The organism is Pedobacter cryoconitis (genome assembly GCF_014207135.1).
Lineage (GTDB): Bacteria > Bacteroidota > Bacteroidia > Sphingobacteriales > Sphingobacteriaceae > Pedobacter > Pedobacter cryoconitis_D.
Genome location: NZ_JACHCC010000010.1, coordinates 51,038 through 73,570, shown reverse-complemented (window position 1 = coordinate 73,570; position 22,533 = coordinate 51,038). Strand labels below are relative to the sequence as shown.

Sequence of the window (22,533 nt, the reverse complement as noted above, 5' to 3'; positions counted from 1 at the left end):
CACAATTTCCCAGACCTTAGCAATCGTTCATTTAAGCATTCTCCAGATCAGCAATAATCACCTTTTTCATTTTCCAAAGCGCCTCCATTGCCCGCTGACCCCGCTCCGGGTCTTTCATTAATTTGGCCCATATTTTAGGAACAATCTGCCAGCTGACCCCGTACTTGTCGGTCAGCCAGCCGCAGGCAACTTCATGTCCGCCTTCAGCCGTGAGCTGATCCCAGTAATTATCAATCTCATCCTGGTTATCACACTCTACCACCAGAGAAATTGAATCGTTAAAACTAAAATGATGATCCGCCGAACTGTCCATAGCCATGGCTGCAAAACCATCGATACTGAACCGGGCGTGTTTGATCAAATCCGTACGATCTCCCTCACCTTCAGCATATTTCATAACACTCTGAATAGCCGATTCGGGAAACAACTTCGTATAAAAATGTAACGCCTCTTCAGCCCTGCCCGCATTAGCCCCGACAAATAGGAGCATAGGGGAAAATTTCTGCAGATTCTCATTGCTGCTGCCTGTAAACAATTGCCAGGAGATATTAAATTTGTCTTGTACCCAACCATACTTCGCACTCCAGTCATAACTGTCTAAAGGCATTAAAACTTGTCCATCTGCTATCAGTTTGTTCCAGTACCGCTCCGTTTCTTCTGCTGTTTCACTAATCACCATAAAAGAAATAGCCGGATTAGGTATAGAAGGCGGGCCATCATTCAACAACATCAGCTTTTGTCCACTCAGTTCAATTTGTATCACATAAGGTGCTGTCTGGGCAACCTTCCCATCTCCAAAAGTATCGATATAAAAATCGGCTGCTTCAGCAGTTTTGCCTTTAATTATAAGGCAAGGATATATGAAATTGTTCATTTTCGTTTAAATTTTAAGGTTAAAGACTGATTCCTGCATTTTCACCATACAACGACAAAGATCCTGGGGCAAATACCATTCAATACAAAAGCCGTCAGAAGCAATTCTGTTGTCATGTATCAATTGCTGAAATGCCGCACCGATTGCCTGAATATTGTCCATAAAATCTGGTATATCTATACAAAGGTATTCGCCTTTAACAATTTTTTTTGTCTCCAGATGATGTTTTGATAACTCGCCCCGATGCAATTCTTCGGCCGCAGCTTTGTAAATAATATTCCCCATAGGATCAGGCCACGAAAGACCAAAGTACTTTCGGTGCACATCAAAAGGAAGAAGACCATGTAAGATCTCATGCGCTTTCTGTACTCCGTCAGGAAAAGAGGTTGCCGTTATGCAATACACCAGAATATCCTCATCCAATATGATAGTTTCCATTTCAATGTATTTGGTTATAGCTAAAATTAGCATTACAAAACCAGAATAAAAGGGGCTGTTTGCGACAAACTATGTGGCCGTATATGCCTTTCGGCATTTCAGCTGATCAACTGACCGGATAAACTGGTTCTCATGTTGTTTTTTTTACTTTTTTGACAGACTTAATTAATCTCATTATCTTAATATTTAATTAATAGCAATAACTGATACTTGAAAAACAATTATTTAACCATGAACAAATCAGCATTTATCTTTATCATGCCGGCCGTAATGGCCTTGTCCTGTAAGAAGGAGAACACAGCCCTGAACAAAGCAGTCAGCTCAGCAAGACCTGATGCCGTAGAAGTCGCTAAGGACACTGCCGACATCACCCTGACCTGGAACAAAACTTATCAGAGAATTGAGGGTTTTGGAGCATTTGGAGGACGTATTACACCGTTTTTCGAATCTCCTAAAAGAGATAGTATTATGAATTATCTCTGGGGAGAAACAGGTTTACAGCTCACTATTATCCGTGGAAAAATCATCCGCAGTTATCCGTTTAACAAGCAAACCGGTGAGGTGACCATTAAACCAGCTGGTTCGGACATTGATATGGATATCAATGGTGCTGAATACAAAAAGTTAACTGATGATCAGAAAGAACAGATCGGGCAGTTATGGATCCTGAAGAAAGCAAAAGAACGTTACCAGTTGCCCATCACCTTTGCCAGTGCCTGGACACCTCCCTTGTATATGAAAACTAATCCCGGATCTGAAAGCGGCAAAAATTTCAATGGACTAAATTTCAGTTGCTGCTCAACAGATTTTGCCCGTTATATAGCAGGGTTTACGAAAGCCTATCAACAGGAAGGAGTTAATTTTTACGCAGTTTCGCCAAGTAATGAACCAGAGAATATCTTCTCTGACTGGGATGCATCTTACTGGGATTCCAAACATCTGGGTGAATTTGTAACAATCAATCTTCGCCCTGCCCTAAATTCAGCGGGTTTGACTGGTACAAAAATTATTTCTTCAGAAAATGCCGCATGGGGAACAGCTAATTCGTTTCTTGCAGGAATGGATAAAAGCAATGTAGATATTCTTGCCGGACATGGTTATGTAGAAATAGGTGATCTCATATTAGGTAAACGTGGACTAAATCAGAATCCAAAAACCTGGTCTTTCAGCACGGGTAATAAACCAGTCTGGCTGACAGAAACTTCTGACGATGGTGGTACTTATGACGGATCCATAGTTGGTGGATTAAAACTAGCGACAAGCATGCACAAGTTCCTTGCAGAATGTAATGTCAATGCATTTGTTTACTGGCTGGGTATGCTGGCTATTAAAAATAATGAGTCGTTGATTGGCACGAATAGCGATGGCAGCCTAGAATTCCCCAAAACCTATGATATCATGGGACAATTTTCAAGAGCAATCCGTCCAGGTTATATCCGTTTTGATGCTGGCCTGAAGAACAATTCTACTTTAAAAATATCTGCCTATAAAGATCCTGTAAGTGGAAAATTCAGCCTGATTGCAATTAATCCTGGTCAGCAGATAGTAATCTGTAAACTAAAATTAGACGGATTCACTGCTGGTACACTAAATGCTTATCAGACCACTGCAAATAATACCAGATGGCAGAACAGTACACCATTAAACAGCAAATCAAATGGAACTTTTGAAATAACGGTACCAGCATCGGGTGTGATAACTTTTACAGGGGTTAGCAGATAAATTGCTATTTTACCTGCTAAAATACGCCCAAACAATGCAGTTAAAAAGGATAACCACCAGCAGACTTTATTTAATCCCCTTTACCATTGATATATGCGAAAAAGTACTGAATCATAATTACACTGTTTTGACCAATATGGGGATAGCTTTAGGAGCTGGCTGGCCGGATGAAGATACCTTGGATACACTCCCCAGAATAATCAGCAATCTGCGCCTGGTCACTGAACCTACTGGTTTTGAATCCTGGATGATTATTGAAAAAGAGACCAATGCAGTTATTGGTGATGCGGGATTTAAAGGCCGGCCGGACTGGAGAGGTGCTGTTGATCTTGGATACGGGATCATCAGCAGCGCAAGGCGTCAGGGTTACGCGACAGAAGCCGCACAAGGACTGATTGGCTGGGCATTTAAGCAATCAGGACTAAAAAGGATAACAGCCCGCTGTGAAGCGTCAAATGCTGGTTCTATCAAAGTAATCCAGGGGCTTGGCTTTATTGACAGGGGTATCAGAGAAGACCTGCTTCACTGGGAGCTCTTACCCCCGGAATTATAATTTGACAGCAGTATTACTCTATAAGATTAGTAGAAATTAATTGCATGTGGTATATTAGCAGAAATATTAGAAATAAATCCAAAATTGATCAAATCATATGTATAAAAAGACCCTGACTTTAGGCCTTTCCGCTCTTTTATCTGCTGGTGCTTTCGCACAGGCTCCTCTTCAGCAGGGTGCCTGGCGTGCAGCTTTATCAAGAGCAGATGGAAACAAGATTATTTTTAACCTTGATGTACAGCAGCAAAAAGGGAAAACAGTATTCTATATTGTAAATGACCCAGAGAAGATGCTGGTGAATGATGTAACTATTGTTAAAGATTCTGTTTTTATAGATATGCCTGTCTTTGAATCAGCATTCAGGCTGAAAATAGTTTCAAAAGATAGCTTGTCAGGATCATGGATAAGGAAAGGCAGTGGAAAGGATATGATTATGCCGTTTACAGCAACAACCAGGCAGGCTTATCGTTTTCCAGCGGTAAAGGGTAATGCCACTGAATCTGCTGCGGGAAAATGGAAAATTGATTTTGCGAAAAATGACTCACATGGTGAAGCTATTGGTCAGTTTTATCAGAAAGGGAATAAAGTAACGGGGTCAATACTTACCCCTTCGGGAGATTACCGCTATCTTTCCGGAATCGTAACCGGAGATTCATTACAAGTATCTACATTCGACGGGATTCATGCCCTGGTTTTCACCGGAAAAATCAGCCAGGGAAAAATCAGTGAAGGTAACGTATATAGCGGACCGGTTTCCACACAAAAATGGACAGCAATCAAAGATGACAAGGCGACCTTACCTGCTGAACAATTTACGAAACTTAAAGATGGTGAAGACGGCAGGTTGAATTTCAGCTTCCCGGACCTGGATGGGAAAAAGGTTTCTATCCTTGACCCCCGTTTTAAAAACAAAGTTGTGATTATACAACTAATGGGTTCATGGTGTCCTAATTGTATGGACGAAACAGCGTTTCTGAGTGAGTTTTATGCGAAGAACAAACAAAGAGGCGTAGAAGTGATCGGACTTGCTTATGAATATACTACAGATATTAAACGCTCTACCTACAGCTTACGTAAGTTTCAGAAAAGATTTGATGTTAAGTATCCCTTGTTAATTACCCCAACGACAGTATCTGATTCTTTACATACAGAAAAAACTTTACCGCAGCTGACAGCTATCAAAGTATTTCCAACCACATTGATCCTGGACAAAACCGGGAAAGTGACTGAAATCACCAGTGACTTTTTTGGTCCGGGAACAGGCGATTACTACACGCGTTACAAAGCCGAATTTGAGAAAAAGATAAATGCTTTATTAGCTAAATAAATCAGTAATCATAAAAAAAGCTGCTCAGAGTTAATTCTGAGCAGCTTTTTTATTTGTAATTGTTTTCTATTTCTTCAATTGTTTCCTGGTAGAAGCAGTCAATTCACGTTTTGCCAGCGCATGACATTCATAGATTGCATCGCTGAACATCATTTGTTCAGGTGGAGTTTTCTGAGTAGAAGCTGAAGGTCCTCTCAATGCTCCTACAAGACCTAATTCACGGGCTACATAAACATATCTGATAGCATCTATCACAACACCTGCCGAATTCGGAGAATCCTGAACAGAAAGCTGGGCATCAAATATTACAGGTGCTCCCATAAAGCCTTCCAGTTCCAGACGGAAGTTTGCTACTTTATTATCTCCGTAATAAGAGATATATTCTGAAGGTCCTGCATGAAGGAAGCTATCTGCTGTCGAGATACCTCTGATATCATTTTGTGCACGGATTACATTCTCTTTTGAGATTTTTTTGGATTTCAACCTATTTTTATCCTCCATGTTAAGGAAATCAGTATTTCCACCAACATTTCTCTGGATATGTGCTTTTACATGGTGTCCTCTTTCGAAAGCAAGCTCCTGAAGCATCTGTGAAACGATACTCGCACCAAACTGGCTGCGCATATCATCTCCGATAATCGGAATACCAGCATCGATGAATTTTTGCTCCCAGACAGGATCCGAAGCAATAAAGACAGGGATACAATTCACTAATGAGATACCTAATTCGATACAGATTTCCGCATAAAACTCTGTAGCTAACTGTGAGCCGACAGGAAGATAGTTGATTAATACTTCTACCTCATGTTTGCGTAACTCGGCAACGATTTCGCCACGTAAAGCAGCTACCTGATTTTTATCATAGGCAGCACTGTCAATAAGGATATCTGTATGCTTTAATTCGTCTTTGATTACAAATCTGTTTGCTTCAGGGTAAGCAGCCATTTGTGGAGATACACCATCAATTACTGGTGATCTGTATATTGGAGCTTCTGATTCGACATCGGCATTTAGTACAATTGTACAGTTAGGTTTAGCAAAAATGGCATCTTTTAAAGACTGGCCGATTTTTCTTTCGTCAACATCAAATCCACATACGAACTCGATATCAGCTGCTTTATATCCACCAATATCATTAGCCATCAAACCTGATGTTTTATCTGCATGTTTAGTGTAAAACTCCACGCCTTGTACAAGCGAGCTGGCGCAATTACCTACGCCTAAAATTGCAACTCTAATTTTCTTTCCTTGGTTATGCATTGTTTGAAATGGGTTATTCTATATTTATCGGACGGAGAGCTTACAGGCAGATTTCATCCATCTAAATCTCCGCAAAAATAGAAATCCGATTATTATTTCTAGTATAGTTGTCAACAATATAGAGATAATTATGATAAGATGATCAAATTTTACATTCTGACAACTTTAATCACATAGTCAGTTTTTAGGAAAACTTGAAGATCCGCTCAATTACATTTATTCGCCTTCTTATTAAAATGATCTTTTTTCCCCGTATCTTGAACGTTTATAAAGCTCAGGGAAATTAAATCAGGGTAAAAAACCACCGGCCGGCTTATTTGTTATCAGTATCCTCCTGGCCTGAACTGAACTGATAAAATATGTATATCTATGAAGAAGTACAAGGATCAACACACTATCATTTCTTACCTGATGCTTGAAAATGCTATAGAATTTATTGAATTCGCCAAAATAGTTTTCGGAGCAGAAACCAAAATGCTGAACATCGCTGACAATAATCAAACGGTCTTATCGGCAGAAATTAGAATCGGACATAGTATGGTGCTGCTTTCAAGTGTCGCTGACCGGTATGGAAAAGCAGTCGGTAATTTCTTCATCTATGCAGAAGATGCAGATGAGACTTTTCAAAGTGCAGTATTTCATGGCGCCTCTGTTGTAACAGAGGTTACAGACATGGATTATGGCAGATGTGGTGGTATACAGGATCCTTTTGGGAATACCTGGTGGATCACCGCTGTATAATCCATGTCTTTTCTATTTAAGCCAGCTTTTTGAAGATATTCCCGATTACCTGTGGGATTTCATTCACAGCCTTTTCAGGATTATTGACTTCACCTTCTGCCCATCCCCTCCAGATTACTTTAGAAGTTTTACGGTCTATAATATCAATAATAATACTATTTGCTTTTACTCTTATCCTCCTTTCCTGGTCCCCTACGTAAATGGGCATAGGGTTATAATACGAATAGTAGTAAACACCTCTCCCACGATAATAACCTACACGTGGAAGCAATCTTGCCGGAGCATTGTAATAAACTGGTTCAGTATAGTCTTTAATCTCTTTTTTGACAACAGCAGTATAACGAAGTAACAAATCAGGGTTTTCACTCTGTAAGATAAACCCTTTGTTTCCCATTTCCTGACTGGCCGACTCTACAATTTTATCCGTAGCCACATCATTATCGTAAATAGAGGTAGATTTAGATTGCCCTTCAGGTATCCAGGCAAAGGTTTTATACTTTGTACGGTCTACTGGTTTGTGCTCTACAGAATAATAATTATACGATGAGCATGCTGATGCCATAGTGACTATCACAAACAGCATTAGAACTTGTTTTTTCATGGCATTTAAATTTTACAGTTAAACACACGTTATCAATCAATTACAGATTTAAAATATAGACAAGAGGTAGACAAAATAGTTTAACAAGCTTTAAAAAAAGTATTTCAGTGCTAATCCTCCATAACCATTTCTCTTAGGCGAAGGATTAAAATAAGCTGGCTGCGCACCACCATATCCGACTGCATTTAAAGATAATATTGAACTATAAGCTTCATTAAAAAGATTATCTATTCCCCCGTAAACGTTTAACTCAAAGGCTTTATTTAATCTTTTCTTATATCCCACTTTAGCGTTTACCACCTGATAAGCTGCATTATAATCTGAGTTTTTATCATTTAAAGGCATTTTATCATTATAGTAATAATTCAGATAGCCATACAGTCCTAACCTGGTTTCCAGATCCAGACCAGCGCTGATCACCCATGGTGAAATACCAGTCAGGGCATTACCATTGTAAGTAGCAGTGACTTCATTTTTGGCATTCAGGATCTGATAATCCTTAAATTTAAAATCTGAATAAGTTAAGGCTACAAAAGGTCTCAGACTTGCAACACCCTGATTGTCTTCGGGCTTGAGGATCTGCCATGATAAAGCCAGTTCAGCACCATTATGTGTTGTTCTGCCAGCATTATTATAAATAGTAATTCCCTGTTGAACTGACTGACCGATCAACTCTCCTTTCATATCCATTTTAAACAAGGCTAAATCATAGTTCAATCTCGAATTCAGCAAGTTCCCCTTTGCATTAATTTCATAATTAATTGCCTTTTCCGCCTGTAAGGTCGGATTAATAGAACCATCTACATTTTTCACTTCTGAGCTTGAGGGCGGAGAGAAGCCTGTACTCAAACTGGCATGCAAACTTAAGGCTTCAGAAAAATTATGACTGATAGCAATACGCGGCGTAGCCTGTGGTTTGAAATCCTTTATCCCACTTTGCGTTGGCTGCAGATAATTGGAAACATTATACTTCAAACTGTTATAACTCACGCCAAGGGTTAGCAAAGTTTGCAATCCCAACTGGGTTTCCGATTGATAAAATAAAGAATATAGTGTATTACGATAATCAATATTCCCATTGAGTGCCCCCTCCGTACCTTTATTATTGACATACTGTGTACCTTTAGTCAAACCTTCATTAAACTCAGCACCCACAATAAATTTGGTTGGAAGTACAGAGAAATCCGGGGTATAGGTAAAGTTCGTTCTTCCGCCATAACTCTGATAGTAATTCCGGAGATAAGCATAAGGTAAAGGATGGTTTAAATCATAAGAATAAGTAAACACACTGGTGCTATTTGACAATTGGTCATTGATCTGGTACCGCTGCCCTAACCCCACTCTCGTCCAGGTTTGATAACGTCCAGCCTGTTTATCCAGGTTACTGGCATTTGCCTGTAACGGATTAGCAGCTACCTGACCGGCAGTCAGTGATCCGGGAATCTGCGAATATTGCGTCGTCCTGTTCAGTAATAACGTGATGATACGTTTATTACTCGGAAAGAGTTGAAAATTTCCGGAAAGAAACCGTCTCATATCTTTACTATGTTCTCTGTAGCCATTATATTCCTGCCAGCCATAAGAAACGTAACTGTTAATTTTATCACCTCCGTTTCTGTAGGTAGCAGCCAGCCGGTGCAAACCATAACTTCCAGCCAATCCTGAAGCTTCCAGGCTTTGTTCCTGATAAGGAGAACGCTGTAGCTGGAAATTGATTACCCCACCAGTTCCGGCCCCGTAAATACTGGAAGCTGGCCCTTTAATAACCTCTGCCCTTCCAATACTATTTACATCTAAAGCCTCAATCCGGGTAGTTCCGTCAGCTTCAGTAACCGGAATATCATTCAGGTACACCTTAATATTCCTTAATCCGTAAGAAGATCTGACACCATTTCCGCGGATAGCAATCCTGGCTTCAGACAATGTACTCTGATCCATTCTTACACCAGGAATTGAATTTAAGGCTGAAGCAAAAGAAAGTCCGCTTCCGCGGTTAATATCATTATTAGTAATTAACCCGACAGCCCCTGCAGTTTCCTTATTAGTTCTGTTACCGGCAAAACCTGTAACACGAACCTCATTCAAATTAGATTCGTCTGCATCCAGTTGTATATTCAGTATCCCTTCTTTTTTACTGTAATCGACAAGCTGGGGTTTAAAACCAATCAGGATAAACCTCAGAAAATGATCGTCATTTGTATTTTCAATTCTGAACTGCCCGTTTTTATCCGATACGGTCAGTAATTTGTTAGCTGAAGATTTGATACTCACACCAGCCAGTGCCTGTTTGGTTTGAGAATCATATATAATACCCGTTAAGGGTTGAGTTTGTGCCTGAACCTGTTGCTCAAAAAAAGCAAAGCCAGCCAATAGCAGAATAAGTCTGAAAAGCTTCATTATAAAACGTAAAATTTAATCCATAGAAATATTGCCCGAAAGAAAAATCATTCGGATGTATTTTCCGGTTATTGACTAATACCGGTTATCTGGTATGGATTATACCTGGGGCGGCTGAAAGATATCAGCTGCATAAACAGGCAAACGGAAAGGTAATTCTGGCTTGTATTCCCTGACTAAACAAGCCACAAATGGATTAAAGGAAAGTTTTTCAGTAACAACTCCCAGCTGATAGATCATCCGCTGGTTTTGCTCCCTGTTTTTCTCCTTTTGTTCTGCCTGTTTTAATTTACGCATCAGGTAACATTTACCATTACAATGCATTTGCGGTTTATCGCGGTTAACGCAGAGTTTAGAAACGATATAGTTTTCGTTCAGCTCAAACCCTGCGTATACAAAAAACTGGCTGAAATTAGCAGTAAGTGCAGTTAGTATAAGAATATGTACAAGAATGCTTCTGAACATTCTGCAAATATATAAATTTCGGCCGGTCTAAGAATTTATAGCCCTGTCCAGATGTACATACCCGCCATCAATATAGATCAGTTGTCCTGTGGTATGGCTTGACCTGGGTGACAATAAGAAAACAGCAGCATTTGCAATTTCTTCAGCTGTTGTCATACGTTGCTCCAATGGAATTTTTGCGGTGATAGCTTCCAGTTTCTTTTCAGAATCCGGTAATGAATTGATCCAGGTCTGATACAGTGGAGTATAACATTCAGCTACGATTACTGCATTCACCCTGATACCGTAAGGTAACAACTCTACTGCCCATTCTCTTGTCAGCGCATTTCTTGCTCCGTTAGATGCTGCATAGGCAGATGTCCCCCCCTGCCCTGTGTCTGCCACTTTTGAACCAATATTGAGAATAACTCCTTTAGTCTTCTTTAAATAAGGCAGCGCATGCTGTGCCATCAGATAATAATGGATTACATTTTTATGAAGACTCTCTACAAAAGCCTCATAACTACCATTTTCCAAACCTACACCATCATTTACTCCGGCATTATTGACCAGACCATCAATCCTGCCAAAAGTACTTACAATGGCACTGATAGTCTCTTCAGCACTTTCTGGTTGTGTGAGTTCAGCTACCACCTGAAATGCCTGCTGACCTTTTCCAGTGATTTCATTAACCAGCTTTAGATTATCAGCTTCTTTTCTACCTACAATGACGGGGACAGCCCCCTCATTTGCCAGTTGGCGGACAATACCTTCACCTATCCCCTTTGCCCCACCGGTAACAATGATAACTTTATCTTTTAATTGCAGATCCATTTTTGATATTCTTAAAAATTACTTTTTTCCATATGCCCTAACTTCCTGTCTGGAAGTTCCAAGTCCATCAATTCCCAATTCTACAACATCACCTTCTTTAAGATATACAGGTGGGTTGAAACCCAGCCCGACACCAGCAGGGGTACCTGTCGAAATCACATCCCCCGGAAGTAAAGTCATAAACTGGCTCACATAGGAAATCACAAAAGGAACGCTGAAAATAAAGTTAGAAGTATTACCATCCTGCATGGTTTTACCATTCACTTTCAACCAGAGACGTAAATTATTGAGATCAGTCAATTCATCGGGAGTAGCTAAAAACGGACCTATCGGAGCAAAAGTATCACAACCTTTCCCTTTATCCCAGGTACCATTTCTTTCAATCTGGAATTCGCGCTCTGAAACATCATTATGCAAAGCATAACCAGCTACATAGTCCAATGCCTCGGCTTCCTCTACATAAGAAGCTTTTTTACCGATAACTACTGCAAGTTCTACTTCCCAATCAGTTTTAACAGAATTTTTCGGGGTTATAATGGTATCATTAGGGCCTGCCAGTGCTGAAGTCGATTTCATAAAAATGATAGGTTCAACAGGCAGCGGTGCATTGGTTTCTTTCGCATGATCTGCATAATTTAATCCTATACAGATAATTTTAGATGGTCGTGCAATTGGTGACCCTAAACGTGCTGAATCAGGAATACGCTCCAGTTTACCAGCATTTGCTTTCACAAATTCTGCTAATCTTGCCAATCCGTTTTTTTCAAAAAAATCTTCATTATAGTCTCTGCCGAAAGCGGAAGTATCATATTTAATATCATTGATAATTACACCTGTCTTTTCCCGGCCGGTTTCGCCCCATCTTATTAATTTCATCTGTTTATGTTTATTGTTTTTTATTTGTCAGATGGATCCTTTGATGATTAAAATAATCATTGCCCTACGTGCTTAATCATTATTTTAATCATGTCGGATTCATAGTTAATTTTAGTTATTAAGTTTTATAAATCCCCCATCAATAGGGTAATCATTTCCAGTAATAAAACCGGACTCCTCTGCACAAAGATATAAAGCCAGTGCAGCTACTTCTTCGGGTTTCCCCATCCGTCCGACAGGCTGACTTTTAGAGAGTTTATCAAAAACTTCATCTTCCTGGCCAGCGTAATTTTTTGAAATAAACCCATCTACAAAAGGAGTATGAACTCTTGCCGGAGAAATACTGTTACAACGGATACCATCGGTCAGGTAATCCCGGGCTACTGACATCGTCATCGCATAAATCGCTCCTTTACTCATGGAATAGGCAAACCTGTCTGTTATACCAACCACTGCTGCAATTGAAGCCATATTCAGGATAACAGGACTTTTACTCTTTTTCAAAAATGGAATAGCAGCGAATAGCATATTGTATGCTCCTTTAACATTGACATCAAAAACCCTGTCAAAATCCTCTTCACTGGTTGTATCAGCCTTTCCTATATGTGCAATACCAGCATTATTAACCAGGATATCAGCACATCCGATCTGATCAAATATATTTAGTACCTCAGTTTGTTTACTGACGTCACAACTATGGTGATAAGCCAGGCCTTGATTTTGCTCAATCTCGTGGATTGTTTCTAAAGCCGCTGCTTCATTGAGCTCTATAATATGGACCTTTGCACCTTGTCTGGCAAACAAAACTGAGATAGCTTTTCCTATCCCACTTCCGCCTCCGGTAATAATGGCCGTTTTTCCTTTTAAACTAAACATATATCAAATTATAATGAAACGCCTCTTTTCCAGGGAATAAAATCATCATGCCCCGACTCAACTGCCTTTGGTTTAATAATTCCGCTGGCTACATCAATTACATAATTCAGGATCCGGGCCCCTGCCTGCTCAATGCTCTCTGTACCTTCTATGATAGTACCGCAGTTAATATCAATAATATCAGGCATTTTATTAAATAAAGCTGTATTGGTAGACAGTTTAATTACAGGTGCAACCGGGTTTCCCGTTGGTGTTCCCAGGCCCGTTGTAAATAACACGATATTTGCTCCTGAACCAACCTCGGCTGTTGTACTTTCCACGTCACTACCTGGTGTGCATAACAAATTCAGCCCCGGTTTTGACACCTTTTCAGGATAATCCAGTACGGCGGTTACGGGAGAGTTCCCTCCTTTTTTTGCAGCACCGGCAGATTTTATAGCATCAGTAATCAAACCGTCTTTGATATTCCCAGGTGAAGGATTAGCATAAAATCCTGAGCCTGTAGCTTCTGCCAGCGCATTATAAGTACTCATCAATCCCATAAAACGGTTTGCCGTATCTACATCTATACAACGGTCACTTAATTCCTGTTCAACTCCACATAATTCAGGGAACTCGGCAAGAACAACACTACCACCCAGCGTGACCAGTAAATCTGAAAGGTGACCTAAAGCCGGGTTTGCTGAGATTCCTGAGAATCCATCTGAGCCCCCACATTCAAGACCAACACACAGTTTAGCTAAAGGTGCCGGTGCTCTTTCCTGTTGATTTGCAACCATCAGACCGGCAAAAGTTTGCTTTAATGCTTCCTGTAATAACCTGCTTTCGGTTCCTAATTTCTGCTGTTCAAGAATAACCAGAGGTTTGCTAAACCCGGCATCACGCTTTTTAATTTCAGCTTCCAGTATACTGATTTGTGCGTGCTGACAACCTAAACTAAGGACTGTCGCACCTGCCACATTCGGATGGGTGATATAGCCTGCCAGTAAACCACAAAGTGCATCCGAATCCATTCTCGTTCCTCCACATCCCATATCATGGTTCAGAAACTTTATCCCGTCTATATTTGGGAACAACCTGTTAGATGGTGGTACCAGAGTTGTATGCTGTAAATCTGCCTGCAATATTTCTTCTACTGTTTTACCAGTCTGATATAAAGCGATTAAGCTATCTACTTCGTTTTCATAACTCCCTGGTTTTTTAAAACCCAGTTTATCTGTAAGTGCTTCTTTTAAAACTTCGACATTACGGTTCTCACAAAACACAAGCGGGATGACAATCCAGTAATTGGCCGTTCCTACCGAGCCGTCCTGTCTGTGAAAGCCCATAAACGTTCTGTCTTTAAAAGCACTGACATCAGGTCTTGACCAATTAGTCTTTCTTTCTCCTAACTGATATCCCTGAGCTGCGTGTTTTACATTATCAACAGTGATCACATGCCCAGCGGGAATAGCCTCGCTGGCTTTACCGACCAGCACACCATACATGAATATACTGTTCCCTTCAGACAGATCATGTATGGTAAATTTGTGCTTGGCGGCTATCGGGGTGATAGTTTTAAAAGTCATTGTGTTAAACCTTACCGTAAATCCTGCAGGTAAGTCTACCAGGGCAACCAATACGTTATCCAGCGGATGGATTTGTATAAAGTAAGTTGTTTCTGTAGACTCCATATTATTCAAGATCAAAGATTTGAGTCATTAACATCCATTTTTCGCCGGGTTTAGCTCCCGGAAGCGCCTGCTGATACTTCCACATCAGTTTTTCCCATTCCTGAACCCTTTCATTAGTAGCATCCATTTTAGCCTTCTGCTCAAAACTGAAAGTTTCATTAACTTCCATAATCATCATCAGCCGGTTGGAAAAGCGATAAATCTGCATTTCTTCAATGCCGGCAGTTTTGATGCTTTCATAAATTTCCGGCCATATTTTTTTATGAAAACGCTCATATTCCCTGATTAACTCAGGGTCATTGATTAAATCAAGTGTCAGACAGTATCTCTTCATTTTTTCTATCATCGGGGTAAAAGTCACAACCTTATAAATTGTATAACCAAAGGAAGGTATTTTTGATTTTATTTATTTTACCATTTGAACGAAAGATTAAATGATTTTGGCATATTTACCTTTTATCAGCCATCATTTGTAACAAAAAAATGAATCCGATAGGATTAAAACAATCATTAAAGGATCCATCTGACAAATGAAAAAACAATAAACATAAACAGATGAAACCACAACTTTTAAAAGCCTCCCCAAATCCAATCAATTCTTTTAATGCCAGACAGGATAATGTACCTTATATCAATAACAGATGGCATTATCATACTGAAGTAGAACTGATTCATTTTAAAAAAGGCAATGGTACACAGTTTATTGGCGACAGCATTAAGCGGTTCCGCTCGGGAGATGTTATTTTAATTGGAGCAAATCTACCCCATTACTGGAGGTTTGACGATATATATTTTGATGAACAGGTCCATACCAGTGCAGATGTACGGGTTATTCACTTCAATGAAAATTTCTGGGGAGATGTATTTCTCAATTTACCCGAAAACAAACTAATTAAAAACACATTGGAAAAAGCCCGCAGAGGACTTCAGATTGGCGGACAAATCAAAATCCAGATCGGCGAAATACTCGAGCAGCTCCTACAGACAGAGGGTTCAAAAAAGATAATCCTGCTTATGGAAGCACTGACCACTATTGGAAATTGTAATAACACAAGATTATTGTCTTCTATTGGTTTTAAACACAATTTCGAAGAGTCTGAAAATGACAGGATACATGCAATTTACGAATTCTCCCTGGCTAACTTTAAAAGAAAGATACAGACACAGGAAGTAGCCGACATCGCACATGTCAGCGTCAATTATTTTTGCAGATATTTTAAATCAAGAACAAGAAAGACCTATTCTCAGTTCATTAATGAAATAAGAATAGGTCATGCCTGCAAATTACTGATTGAAAATAAAATCAATGTGAAGCAAATCTGTTACGAAAGTGGCTTTTATAATTTCGCCAGCTTTCACAAATATTTTAAATCGATTACAGGTAAAAGTCCATTGAATTATCAACGTGAATTTTTGAATGACCGGAAAGAGCCAGTGCATTAAAGCTATTTCTTCTCCGGGACTTTAGCTCCGGATTTTCTGGCTTCGGCTAATCCAATAGCTATTGCCTGTTTTCTGGAGGTTACCTTTGCTCCGCTCCCTGAATTAAATGGCCTTCCTTCATTTCATGCATTGTTTTTTCAATCTTTTCGGCTGCTTTTTTCGAATACTCAGTCATAAGTTTAAGATTTACAATTAAAAACAATCAGCATAACAAATCAGAGAAGGCCTGGTTTAAAAAAAGCAAATGATTATTCCATTGCTTTTAAGGTAGACTTCAATTCTTTGACAGAGGTGATGGAATTATCAGGTGCATTAAAAATAGTATGCGCCGAAGCTGCTTTTCCATAGAAATGTGTATTTGCCTGGGCATCTATATCCAATGAGGCTCCATTTAAAGAGATTCCTGCAAAAAGGCCTTTACTACGTGAATAAGAATAAACTTCTGCTTCCAGTTTATAATCCGTATTTGCAGTAGAATTTCTGCCCACAGGTCCGGCAGCAATCGAAAGATCTCCACCAAGGGTGAAACTGCTTTTCTTAATATCAGTCAGACTTTTACTGTGTTTAAATATCAGAACCAGGTCTACAGACTGCACGCCAATCTGTGCGCCCAGGCTACCCCCCGTCATGGTCACAAAAACCGGGTTACTCCAGGTGCCATCCGCTCTTTTAACCATAGCAATCCCTTTCCCCCGTTTAGCACCAACAACAAAACCGGCATTGATTAATTTAGGGACAACAATGATTCCCTGGGTTACTGAGAGCAATTCTTTAGGAATGGACTCCTTCATTTTACTGAAGTCACTCAGGACTGTTGTCGCATCTTCCACCTTTTTAATTTCTTTATCCTGTGCATTAGCAGAAATATTCAATAACAAGACTGCACAAAGAAGTAGCGCAGTCTTCATCTTAGGAAATTTTATCGTTCTCATAAATACTTGTTTTAATTAAATGATTAATCAAAAGCCCGAAAATAGTTTTATCTGATGGATCTTAAAATGGGGCTCTGATTATATCCAATCAAATTTAAAGCCAAGAAAGTAGTATCAAAAAATGTCAGCACCACTTTTCTTGGTAAAACTGAAAATAAGATCTTGCTGCAGACAGATAAGACAGTACTCGTATACTGGTCGGGTACTGCTCGGGTACTGGTCGGGATAAGCACATATTCGGCATAGTCTTAGTCCATAGCAAGTCCACGTATTTCGAGTAAAAACATGGACTTGCTATGGATTAAGACCAGTTAGCCATGGGATCAGTCACGACTATGACTGCATTACACCCCGAAGACGTTATTAAACAAAAGAGGGTGCTTTTCATGGCACCCTCTTTTGTTTAAGATTAAGTAGAAAATTATCTTATAACGCGATTATTAAAGAATTTAGTTGTGAATGTAACAGTAGCTGTAGTAGGATCAGGATCCGTAGGCTCCGTAATAAGAAAATCTATATGCTGTCTATTAAAAGCTGAAATTTGATAAACTGGGGTGATCTCCAGTTTCAATGATTTAAAGTTTGATTTTTTCATGATGTAACACGTTTGATTTGTCTCAATTTTAAGCGTGTCTTTACACATTAAAAAAGTTATTACACGAACTCCCATAATGTCAGGGTGAATCACCATATAATCCCTTATATTTGATCAATGATTTTCGCAGCCACTCTTAAAAACGCCAAATTCTACCGTGCAAGCGTATTTGTATGGACATTATTTATAACTTATGAAGTAATGCTTATTTATTTCATAGCAGGAAAGTTTTCATCCATTTCTGAATATATCAGTGCTTACATTATCAACATTCTTCTTTTTTACATTAATGCAAATATTGTATTACCCTTAATTTATAAAAATAAAAAACCCATATATCTCGCAGTAATCTTAGTTCTGCTTGAATTTTTAGGCTACACTTTTTTAAAATATGCATTTGCCGAGGCTTATGATTTATTAAACATAAGTAAATTTAACCTTTTAGCAAAACCCCGGCTCCAAATCATACAAACGATCTGGCGGTTTATTTATTTTATGGGGTTAAGCACAGGTTACTGGTTCGCATTGAATATCATAGTTCAACGAAAGAAAATATCAGACATGGAAAAAAGCAAATTGCTGGACCAGTTAAATCATCAGAAGCTGGAAAAACAACTGATTGACTCCGAAATTGCCTATTTAAAATCTCAGATCAACCCACATTTCCTTTTTAATACATTGAACTTCTTACATAATTCAGCTATCAGAACTTCACCGGGCTTAAGTAAGCCCATACTTCTCCTTTCTGACATTATGCGTTATGCATTGACAGAAGTGCCATTAAATGGCAAAGTAGATCTGGCTGAAGAAATAGAACAGATTGCTTCGTTTATTGACTTAAATCAATTTAGGTTTGATCATAATTTACAGTTATCTTTCACTATTACGGGAAACACAGGTAACCTTAAAATAATTCCATTAATTCTGTTAACCCCTGTTGAAAATATTTTTAAATATGCTGACCTTAAAAACTATGAAAATCCCGTAAAAATTAACCTGGACATTGATGATAATAAACTGCAGTTCACCATTACTAACAGAAAGCTAAGGACGAGAAGAACCGTAATGAGTCATGGATTAGGCCTTAAAAATCTAAAACTAAGGCTGGATGCATATTATTTAGATAACCATCACATCCAGATAGTGGAAAATGCAGACACCTACTCGTTCAAACTTCAAATAACCTTATAAACTTTATGTATAAATGTTTCATAATAGATGATGAGTCTCACGCCATCGATACCCTAAAAAAATATGCTACTGACAGTGGGCAGCTGGAAATCGCAGGTTCGTCACAAAATCCCCTGGAAGCCGTTAAATATATCAATGAGAATAAAGACATCGATATTACCTTTCTGGATATTGATATGCCAGAAATGTCAGGTCTGGATGTGGCCGATCTGATCTACAAAAATACGGCAATCATTTTCACCACCGGTCACGCGGGCTATGCGGTACAGGGATTTGAAAAAAATATATCGGATTTTCTGCTTAAGCCTATTTCATTTGAGAAATTCTTAAAATCTCTTGCCAAAGTGATTGATAAACTGGAAGATCAGCAGGCACTGACCATCTCAAAAAATGAAAATTACTTTTTTGTCAATCCAGGGATAAAAGGTAAGATGCTGAAAGTAAATTATGATGACGTAGAATATATTGAAGGGCTGAATAATTATATTGTAATCCACACCCCACAGAATAACCATATCATCTATCTGACGATGAAAGAAATTGAGGCTGGATTACCTGTCAAAAACTTTATCCGGATTCATAAATCTTATATCATTAATATTGATAAAGTAACACAGATGGAAGGCAATAAAATTATGATAGATAAAATGGTTTTACCAATCGGCTCGTCCTTTAAAGATAAACTCTTAAAAAAGATAAACAACAATACAATTAAGACACAGCGTTAATTGTATAATTATAATAAGTCTGGTGTTTTCTCATAAAATGATAGGTCAGATATTCATATTCTCTGGAGTGGCTTTCAAATATTCTGTTAATGTGCATATGAATCAGGTTAATGATAAAATCATACTTAACTGAATATTCCCATCCTATGATTTCCTGGTCAATTTCAATCAGCATTTGCTTTAACAGCAGCCAGGTTTTGTTTTGCTGCCAATCGGATAACTGTTCATTCCTGATCAGTTCTGGCTGAAAACTTCTGTATTTAGTATCCATTTTACGAATGGTTTCTTTACCCTTGTCAAATTCACCGGATAAATTATTTAAAGAATCATTCAAAAACTCAAGTCTTTTTTGTCCATCTTTTATAAAACAGGAGATGAACAATAGCGTAGAAGAAACTGCGAAGTTGAGTTTAAACCTCGTATCCATCAAGCTTCCCTTCCGAAAAGAATCGGTAATATATTCGCTATCCCTATAAAAAACAGATTCTACTTTATCAATTAATCCAGGTGAATATTTTTCCAGTTCTCTCTGATAGGTATCCAGCGTCATATAAGTTTTACCAGAATTGTACATCGGTTTTAATTTTTCATTCAGTTCAGCCATTAATTCAAGAGGTGACCTTTCTGCAGAAAAAAAACGGAGCCTGAGATGATGACCTGGATCCTGGTACCTGATAAAAAACCATTTAAAGCCTGGATTATTCTTTTTATACTGCCTGATTACTGGCAAAATGTAATCTATAAGAATCCTGTCAGTGAGTGAATCATGCGTATATAATTTGACATATAACCACTCTTCTCCAGGAAGAAATGTCCGTTTAATTCCTGGCGTTTTTTTTAGGTTACCTGACGGCTTCACCATAGGATACGAAGCGGATTGATTAATTACGCACGCCAGAAACTGACTTGTATAAGGTCGCTTTCCAACATCCCGGAGACCAGTATTTTCTGAAGACGTATATTCCCGAAGAGTAACCGTTTTCTTATTCCTGATGCATCTCCTGAACATCTGCAGATCCTTTTCATTGTTCCGGTTAAAAACCAGGAAATTATCTCCTTGAACTAAACTAAAAGTAACAGGAAGTTTCACTACTTCGTCCAGGACACTATCTAATTTAGCTATTTGCTTCAACTGGGATTCATTTAAAATCCATGTAGCGGGGCTAAGTATTGCTTTTCCGATCTGTACACATGGATAGTAGTCCATTCCAGGAAAAATGCTGGCCATTGAAAAAGATAAATTCGATTTAACTCCCTGATACTGGAGGTCACAAAGAAACCGAAATACGGGAACAGTCGTCAATTCATAATTATAAGCAGAGGAAAGCCTTGGTATGATATATTTATTAAGTCTGACCGATCTTAACAAGATCTGATTATCCTGCACAGATATCATCAGATCATTTAATTTAATAATTTCCTTGTCCGGACGTGTTGCATGAGTCAGCACTGGAATTTCATAAGCATAAAAATGCCCTCTCTGGTTAATATTTGAAGCTTTAGCAGAAGGTGAAAAAGCAATTTCTGCAAAAACAAAATCTTTATTCATGGCCATTTCCTGTTCACATATTCTTTTGAGCTGATCTTCAACAGCCTGATCAGTAAGTCCAAATCTAGAACATAATTGTACGCCCGAAACACCGCCAACATTATCTATCCATAGCTCATCATCAACACATTTAAACAGGACAGACAAACCCGGAGGTAATCTGTGTTTGCTCTCAGGAAGAGCTTCAATATCTTCTGCGGTCAGCATAATCCGGTCTGAACCCGAAGCCGTCATTGCATTCCACTTTTTAAAAAGCATCTTTTCTACCTGTCCCCACCGGACACTGATCTTCTCCTCTTTTCGCGTCGCCCAGTCATTGATAAATTCGTCATGCTGATTATCAAATGCTGAAGCCAGATTCTGATATCCTACCCCAAAACCAGGGTCTAGTGCTTCCATTAAAGAAACTTCCTGCAGTTCATACTTCTGCGTAAAAGCAGCCTTAAAAGCACTCATTACTTCGAAATCCAGATGTGCGGTCAGTTTATCCATATTTTCAACGACAGAGATAAGCTCAGCTTGTATTGTGCTTCGCAGACCTCCTGAAATTTCCCGCTGATAGAGACTATAAAGGTTATCTACATTTTCAGTTACAAAGTGTGCTATACAACTATTGAGTACTGGTGAGGGCTGGCTTTGATCATTGATATCAATAGCATGTGTTTGCAATTTACTAAGATTATGCCCCGGTTGTTGTCCCAGCAAACCGATACAACGCTGGTTATAACTCAATCCTGTTACATTAGGTTTCAGCGCCGAAACAATGACCTGTCCTTTGACCAGACCTTCAAAATAATCTTCCAGGGCTTCATCTTCACCATATTCATTCTTCAGATAATCCAGAATTGCTGACCTGGTCTGACCTTTACTGATAAATTTCAATAGTTTCTTTAAACCCGGAACGACCTTAAGATGTACTATAGAGAAATTATCCTGCGCAGAGTAACTCTGGCTGATAAAATATAATTGCGCTGCTGAACTATATAAGGAATTATTAGGATAATAATTAATGAAAGACAAATCCTTTGTTTCCAGAGCATTGACATAATTCAGCACATCCATAAAATCGGGGAGAATAGTCAATTTCCCTCCACCTGCCATACGAAAAGTATCTTCCTCTCCGGTCCCCCATACCCCCATAGAAAAAGAGGCAAAAAGACCATAGGGTAATGGTCTGAAACACATTCGGTTGAGATACTTCCACAGAGTAGCTTTAGCCGATTCGTTTAAATGATCGTAGTCAAATTCTTTTTTCTTTAATTCTATATAAAGGGGCCTGCTGGCCAGGAACAAACTGGCCTGAAAAAAATCAGTTGGCAAAACCTGGCGGAGAAATGCTTCATTAAAATCTGTATAGCTATAAGCTGGTGATCTGACAAACAAAAATGGGTCGATGGTCAAAGCAGACATTTCGGGAGTTTATATTTAGATCATAAAAGCGCCAATTGTTACTAAATTAAGATAAAAATCTTAACAAGA

Annotated in this window: 22 protein-coding genes; 7 read left to right on the top strand and 15 right to left on the bottom strand. The window is 38.9% G+C overall.

Going from position 1 to position 22,533, the window contains the following annotated elements; all coding sequences use genetic code 11:
* Positions 1-31: 31 nt before the first annotated feature.
* Both HDF25_RS18450 and HDF25_RS18445 read right to left on the bottom strand, forming a co-directional pair.
* Positions 32-874: a VOC family protein gene (locus HDF25_RS18450; RefSeq protein WP_184627473.1), complete on the bottom strand. Its 843-nt coding sequence runs from the start codon at positions 872-874 to the stop codon at positions 32-34.
* Between the two features lie 6 nt (positions 875-880).
* Positions 881-1,312: a transcriptional regulator gene (locus HDF25_RS18445; RefSeq protein ID WP_184627471.1), complete on the bottom strand. Its 432-nt coding sequence runs from the start codon at positions 1,310-1,312 to the stop codon at positions 881-883.
* Positions 1,313-1,543: 231 nt separating this feature from the next.
* Between HDF25_RS18445 and HDF25_RS18440 the strand changes: the two genes are divergently transcribed.
* From HDF25_RS18440 to HDF25_RS18430, 3 genes are all read left to right on the top strand, one after another.
* Positions 1,544-3,034, top strand: a complete 1,491-nt coding sequence (locus tag HDF25_RS18440) for a glycoside hydrolase (RefSeq protein ID WP_260409406.1) — start codon at positions 1,544-1,546, stop codon at positions 3,032-3,034.
* Positions 3,035-3,068: 34 nt separating this feature from the next.
* Positions 3,069-3,587, top strand: coding sequence for a GNAT family N-acetyltransferase (locus HDF25_RS18435; RefSeq protein WP_184627469.1), 519 nt, complete (start codon positions 3,069-3,071; stop codon positions 3,585-3,587).
* Positions 3,588-3,684: 97 nt separating this feature from the next.
* Entirely contained in the window at positions 3,685-4,914 is a 1,230-nt protein-coding gene (locus tag HDF25_RS18430; RefSeq protein WP_184627468.1) for a peroxiredoxin family protein, read from the top strand.
* A gap of 66 nt (positions 4,915-4,980) precedes the next feature.
* On the opposite strand, the gene HDF25_RS18425 is transcribed toward HDF25_RS18430, so the two are convergent.
* The gene (locus HDF25_RS18425; RefSeq protein ID WP_184627466.1) at positions 4,981-6,174 is read right to left on the bottom strand and encodes an inositol-3-phosphate synthase; all 1,194 of its coding nucleotides are present in this window, start codon (positions 6,172-6,174) and stop codon (positions 4,981-4,983) included.
* A gap of 369 nt (positions 6,175-6,543) precedes the next feature.
* Between HDF25_RS18425 and HDF25_RS18420 the strand changes: the two genes are divergently transcribed.
* Complete coding sequence (locus tag HDF25_RS18420) at positions 6,544-6,915, top strand: VOC family protein (protein ID WP_184627463.1); 372 nt, start codon at positions 6,544-6,546, stop codon at positions 6,913-6,915.
* Positions 6,916-6,931: 16 nt separating this feature from the next.
* Here HDF25_RS18420 and HDF25_RS18415 read toward each other — a convergent pair whose 3' ends face one another.
* The 8 genes from HDF25_RS18415 to HDF25_RS18380 all read right to left on the bottom strand — a co-directional run bounded on the left by HDF25_RS18415 (position 6,932) and on the right by HDF25_RS18380 (position 14,950).
* Entirely contained in the window at positions 6,932-7,516 is a 585-nt protein-coding gene (locus HDF25_RS18415; protein ID WP_184627461.1) for a DUF4136 domain-containing protein, read from the bottom strand.
* A gap of 90 nt (positions 7,517-7,606) precedes the next feature.
* On the bottom strand, positions 7,607-9,913 hold the full coding sequence (locus tag HDF25_RS18410) for a TonB-dependent receptor (protein ID WP_184627459.1): 2,307 nt from the start codon (positions 9,911-9,913) through the stop codon (positions 7,607-7,609).
* 99 nt (positions 9,914-10,012) lie between these two features.
* On the bottom strand, positions 10,013-10,378 hold the full coding sequence (locus HDF25_RS18405; protein ID WP_184627457.1) for a hypothetical protein: 366 nt from the start codon (positions 10,376-10,378) through the stop codon (positions 10,013-10,015).
* A gap of 27 nt (positions 10,379-10,405) precedes the next feature.
* Positions 10,406-11,191, bottom strand: a complete 786-nt coding sequence (locus HDF25_RS18400; protein WP_184627455.1) for an SDR family oxidoreductase — start codon at positions 11,189-11,191, stop codon at positions 10,406-10,408.
* An 18-nt stretch (positions 11,192-11,209) separates the two neighbouring features.
* Positions 11,210-12,067 (bottom strand): fumarylacetoacetate hydrolase family protein, encoded by an 858-nt coding sequence (locus HDF25_RS18395; RefSeq protein ID WP_184627453.1) that lies wholly within the window; start codon positions 12,065-12,067, stop codon positions 11,210-11,212.
* A 111-nt stretch (positions 12,068-12,178) separates the two neighbouring features.
* Positions 12,179-12,943 carry an SDR family NAD(P)-dependent oxidoreductase gene (locus HDF25_RS18390; RefSeq protein ID WP_184627451.1) on the bottom strand — a complete coding sequence of 255 codons (765 nt, stop codon included), beginning with the start codon at positions 12,941-12,943 and terminating at the stop codon, positions 12,179-12,181.
* A gap of 8 nt (positions 12,944-12,951) precedes the next feature.
* Positions 12,952-14,616: a UxaA family hydrolase gene (locus tag HDF25_RS18385; RefSeq protein ID WP_184627449.1), complete on the bottom strand. Its 1,665-nt coding sequence runs from the start codon at positions 14,614-14,616 to the stop codon at positions 12,952-12,954.
* A 1-nt stretch (position 14,617) separates the two neighbouring features.
* Positions 14,618-14,950: an L-rhamnose mutarotase gene (locus HDF25_RS18380; protein ID WP_184627447.1), complete on the bottom strand. Its 333-nt coding sequence runs from the start codon at positions 14,948-14,950 to the stop codon at positions 14,618-14,620.
* A gap of 221 nt (positions 14,951-15,171) precedes the next feature.
* Here HDF25_RS18380 and HDF25_RS18375 point away from each other — a divergent pair, with 221 nt between their 5' ends.
* Entirely contained in the window at positions 15,172-16,059 is an 888-nt protein-coding gene (locus HDF25_RS18375; RefSeq protein ID WP_184627445.1) for an AraC family transcriptional regulator, read from the top strand.
* 2 nt (positions 16,060-16,061) lie between these two features.
* Here the strand turns inward: HDF25_RS18375 and HDF25_RS25870 are convergent, their stop codons facing one another.
* From HDF25_RS25870 to HDF25_RS18370, 3 genes are all read right to left on the bottom strand, one after another.
* The gene (locus tag HDF25_RS25870; RefSeq protein ID WP_317618222.1) at positions 16,062-16,121 is read right to left on the bottom strand and encodes a DUF6496 domain-containing protein; all 60 of its coding nucleotides are present in this window, start codon (positions 16,119-16,121) and stop codon (positions 16,062-16,064) included.
* A 17-nt stretch (positions 16,122-16,138) separates the two neighbouring features.
* A complete protein-coding gene (locus tag HDF25_RS25865) occupies positions 16,139-16,234 on the bottom strand; it encodes a DUF6496 domain-containing protein (protein WP_260409405.1) in 96 nt (31 codons plus the stop codon).
* 73 nt (positions 16,235-16,307) lie between these two features.
* Complete coding sequence (locus tag HDF25_RS18370; protein WP_184627443.1) at positions 16,308-16,991, bottom strand: lipid-binding SYLF domain-containing protein; 684 nt, start codon at positions 16,989-16,991, stop codon at positions 16,308-16,310.
* A gap of 1,156 nt (positions 16,992-18,147) precedes the next feature.
* Between HDF25_RS18370 and HDF25_RS18365 the strand changes: the two genes are divergently transcribed.
* Positions 18,148-18,777, top strand: coding sequence for a sensor histidine kinase (locus tag HDF25_RS18365; RefSeq protein ID WP_184627441.1), 630 nt, complete (start codon positions 18,148-18,150; stop codon positions 18,775-18,777).
* Between the two features lie 5 nt (positions 18,778-18,782).
* A complete protein-coding gene (locus HDF25_RS18360) occupies positions 18,783-19,505 on the top strand; it encodes a LytR/AlgR family response regulator transcription factor (protein ID WP_184627439.1) in 723 nt (240 codons plus the stop codon).
* On the opposite strand, the gene HDF25_RS18355 is transcribed toward HDF25_RS18360, so the two are convergent.
* Positions 19,489-22,464, bottom strand: a complete 2,976-nt coding sequence (locus HDF25_RS18355; protein WP_184627437.1) for a lantibiotic dehydratase — start codon at positions 22,462-22,464, stop codon at positions 19,489-19,491. The genes HDF25_RS18360 and HDF25_RS18355 overlap by 17 nt on opposite strands.
* Between the last annotated feature and the right edge of the window lie 69 nt (positions 22,465-22,533).

Bases quoted from the DNA above. Each gene is read 5' to 3' on its own strand.
- HDF25_RS18385 (WP_184627449.1), bottom strand. From the start codon at position 14,616: ATGGAGTCTACAGAAACAACTTACTTTATACAAATCCATCCGCTGGAT.
- HDF25_RS18355 (WP_184627437.1), bottom strand. From the start codon at position 22,464: ATGTCTGCTTTGACCATCGACCCATTTTTGTTTGTCAGATCACCAGCT.
- HDF25_RS18440 (WP_260409406.1), top strand. From the start codon at position 1,544: ATGAACAAATCAGCATTTATCTTTATCATGCCGGCCGTAATGGCCTTG.
- HDF25_RS18405 (WP_184627457.1), bottom strand. From the start codon at position 10,378: ATGTTCAGAAGCATTCTTGTACATATTCTTATACTAACTGCACTTACT.
- HDF25_RS18390 (WP_184627451.1), bottom strand. From the start codon at position 12,943: ATGTTTAGTTTAAAAGGAAAAACGGCCATTATTACCGGAGGCGGAAGT.
- HDF25_RS18400 (WP_184627455.1), bottom strand. From the start codon at position 11,191: ATGGATCTGCAATTAAAAGATAAAGTTATCATTGTTACCGGTGGGGCA.
- HDF25_RS18375 (WP_184627445.1), top strand. From the start codon at position 15,172: ATGAAACCACAACTTTTAAAAGCCTCCCCAAATCCAATCAATTCTTTT.
- HDF25_RS18425 (WP_184627466.1), bottom strand. From the start codon at position 6,174: ATGCATAACCAAGGAAAGAAAATTAGAGTTGCAATTTTAGGCGTAGGT.
- HDF25_RS18360 (WP_184627439.1), top strand. From the start codon at position 18,783: ATGTATAAATGTTTCATAATAGATGATGAGTCTCACGCCATCGATACC.
- HDF25_RS18380 (WP_184627447.1), bottom strand. From the start codon at position 14,950: ATGAAGAGATACTGTCTGACACTTGATTTAATCAATGACCCTGAGTTA.
- HDF25_RS18445 (WP_184627471.1), bottom strand. From the start codon at position 1,312: ATGGAAACTATCATATTGGATGAGGATATTCTGGTGTATTGCATAACG.
- HDF25_RS18420 (WP_184627463.1), top strand. From the start codon at position 6,544: ATGAAGAAGTACAAGGATCAACACACTATCATTTCTTACCTGATGCTT.
- HDF25_RS18415 (WP_184627461.1), bottom strand. From the start codon at position 7,516: ATGAAAAAACAAGTTCTAATGCTGTTTGTGATAGTCACTATGGCATCA.
- HDF25_RS18430 (WP_184627468.1), top strand. From the start codon at position 3,685: ATGTATAAAAAGACCCTGACTTTAGGCCTTTCCGCTCTTTTATCTGCT.
- HDF25_RS18370 (WP_184627443.1), bottom strand. From the start codon at position 16,991: ATGAGAACGATAAAATTTCCTAAGATGAAGACTGCGCTACTTCTTTGT.
- HDF25_RS25865 (WP_260409405.1), bottom strand. From the start codon at position 16,234: ATGACTGAGTATTCGAAAAAAGCAGCCGAAAAGATTGAAAAAACAATG.
- HDF25_RS18410 (WP_184627459.1), bottom strand. From the start codon at position 9,913: ATGAAGCTTTTCAGACTTATTCTGCTATTGGCTGGCTTTGCTTTTTTT.
- HDF25_RS18435 (WP_184627469.1), top strand. From the start codon at position 3,069: ATGCAGTTAAAAAGGATAACCACCAGCAGACTTTATTTAATCCCCTTT.
- HDF25_RS18450 (WP_184627473.1), bottom strand. From the start codon at position 874: ATGAACAATTTCATATATCCTTGCCTTATAATTAAAGGCAAAACTGCT.
- HDF25_RS18395 (WP_184627453.1), bottom strand. From the start codon at position 12,067: ATGAAATTAATAAGATGGGGCGAAACCGGCCGGGAAAAGACAGGTGTA.
- HDF25_RS18365 (WP_184627441.1), top strand. From the start codon at position 18,148: ATGGAAAAAAGCAAATTGCTGGACCAGTTAAATCATCAGAAGCTGGAA.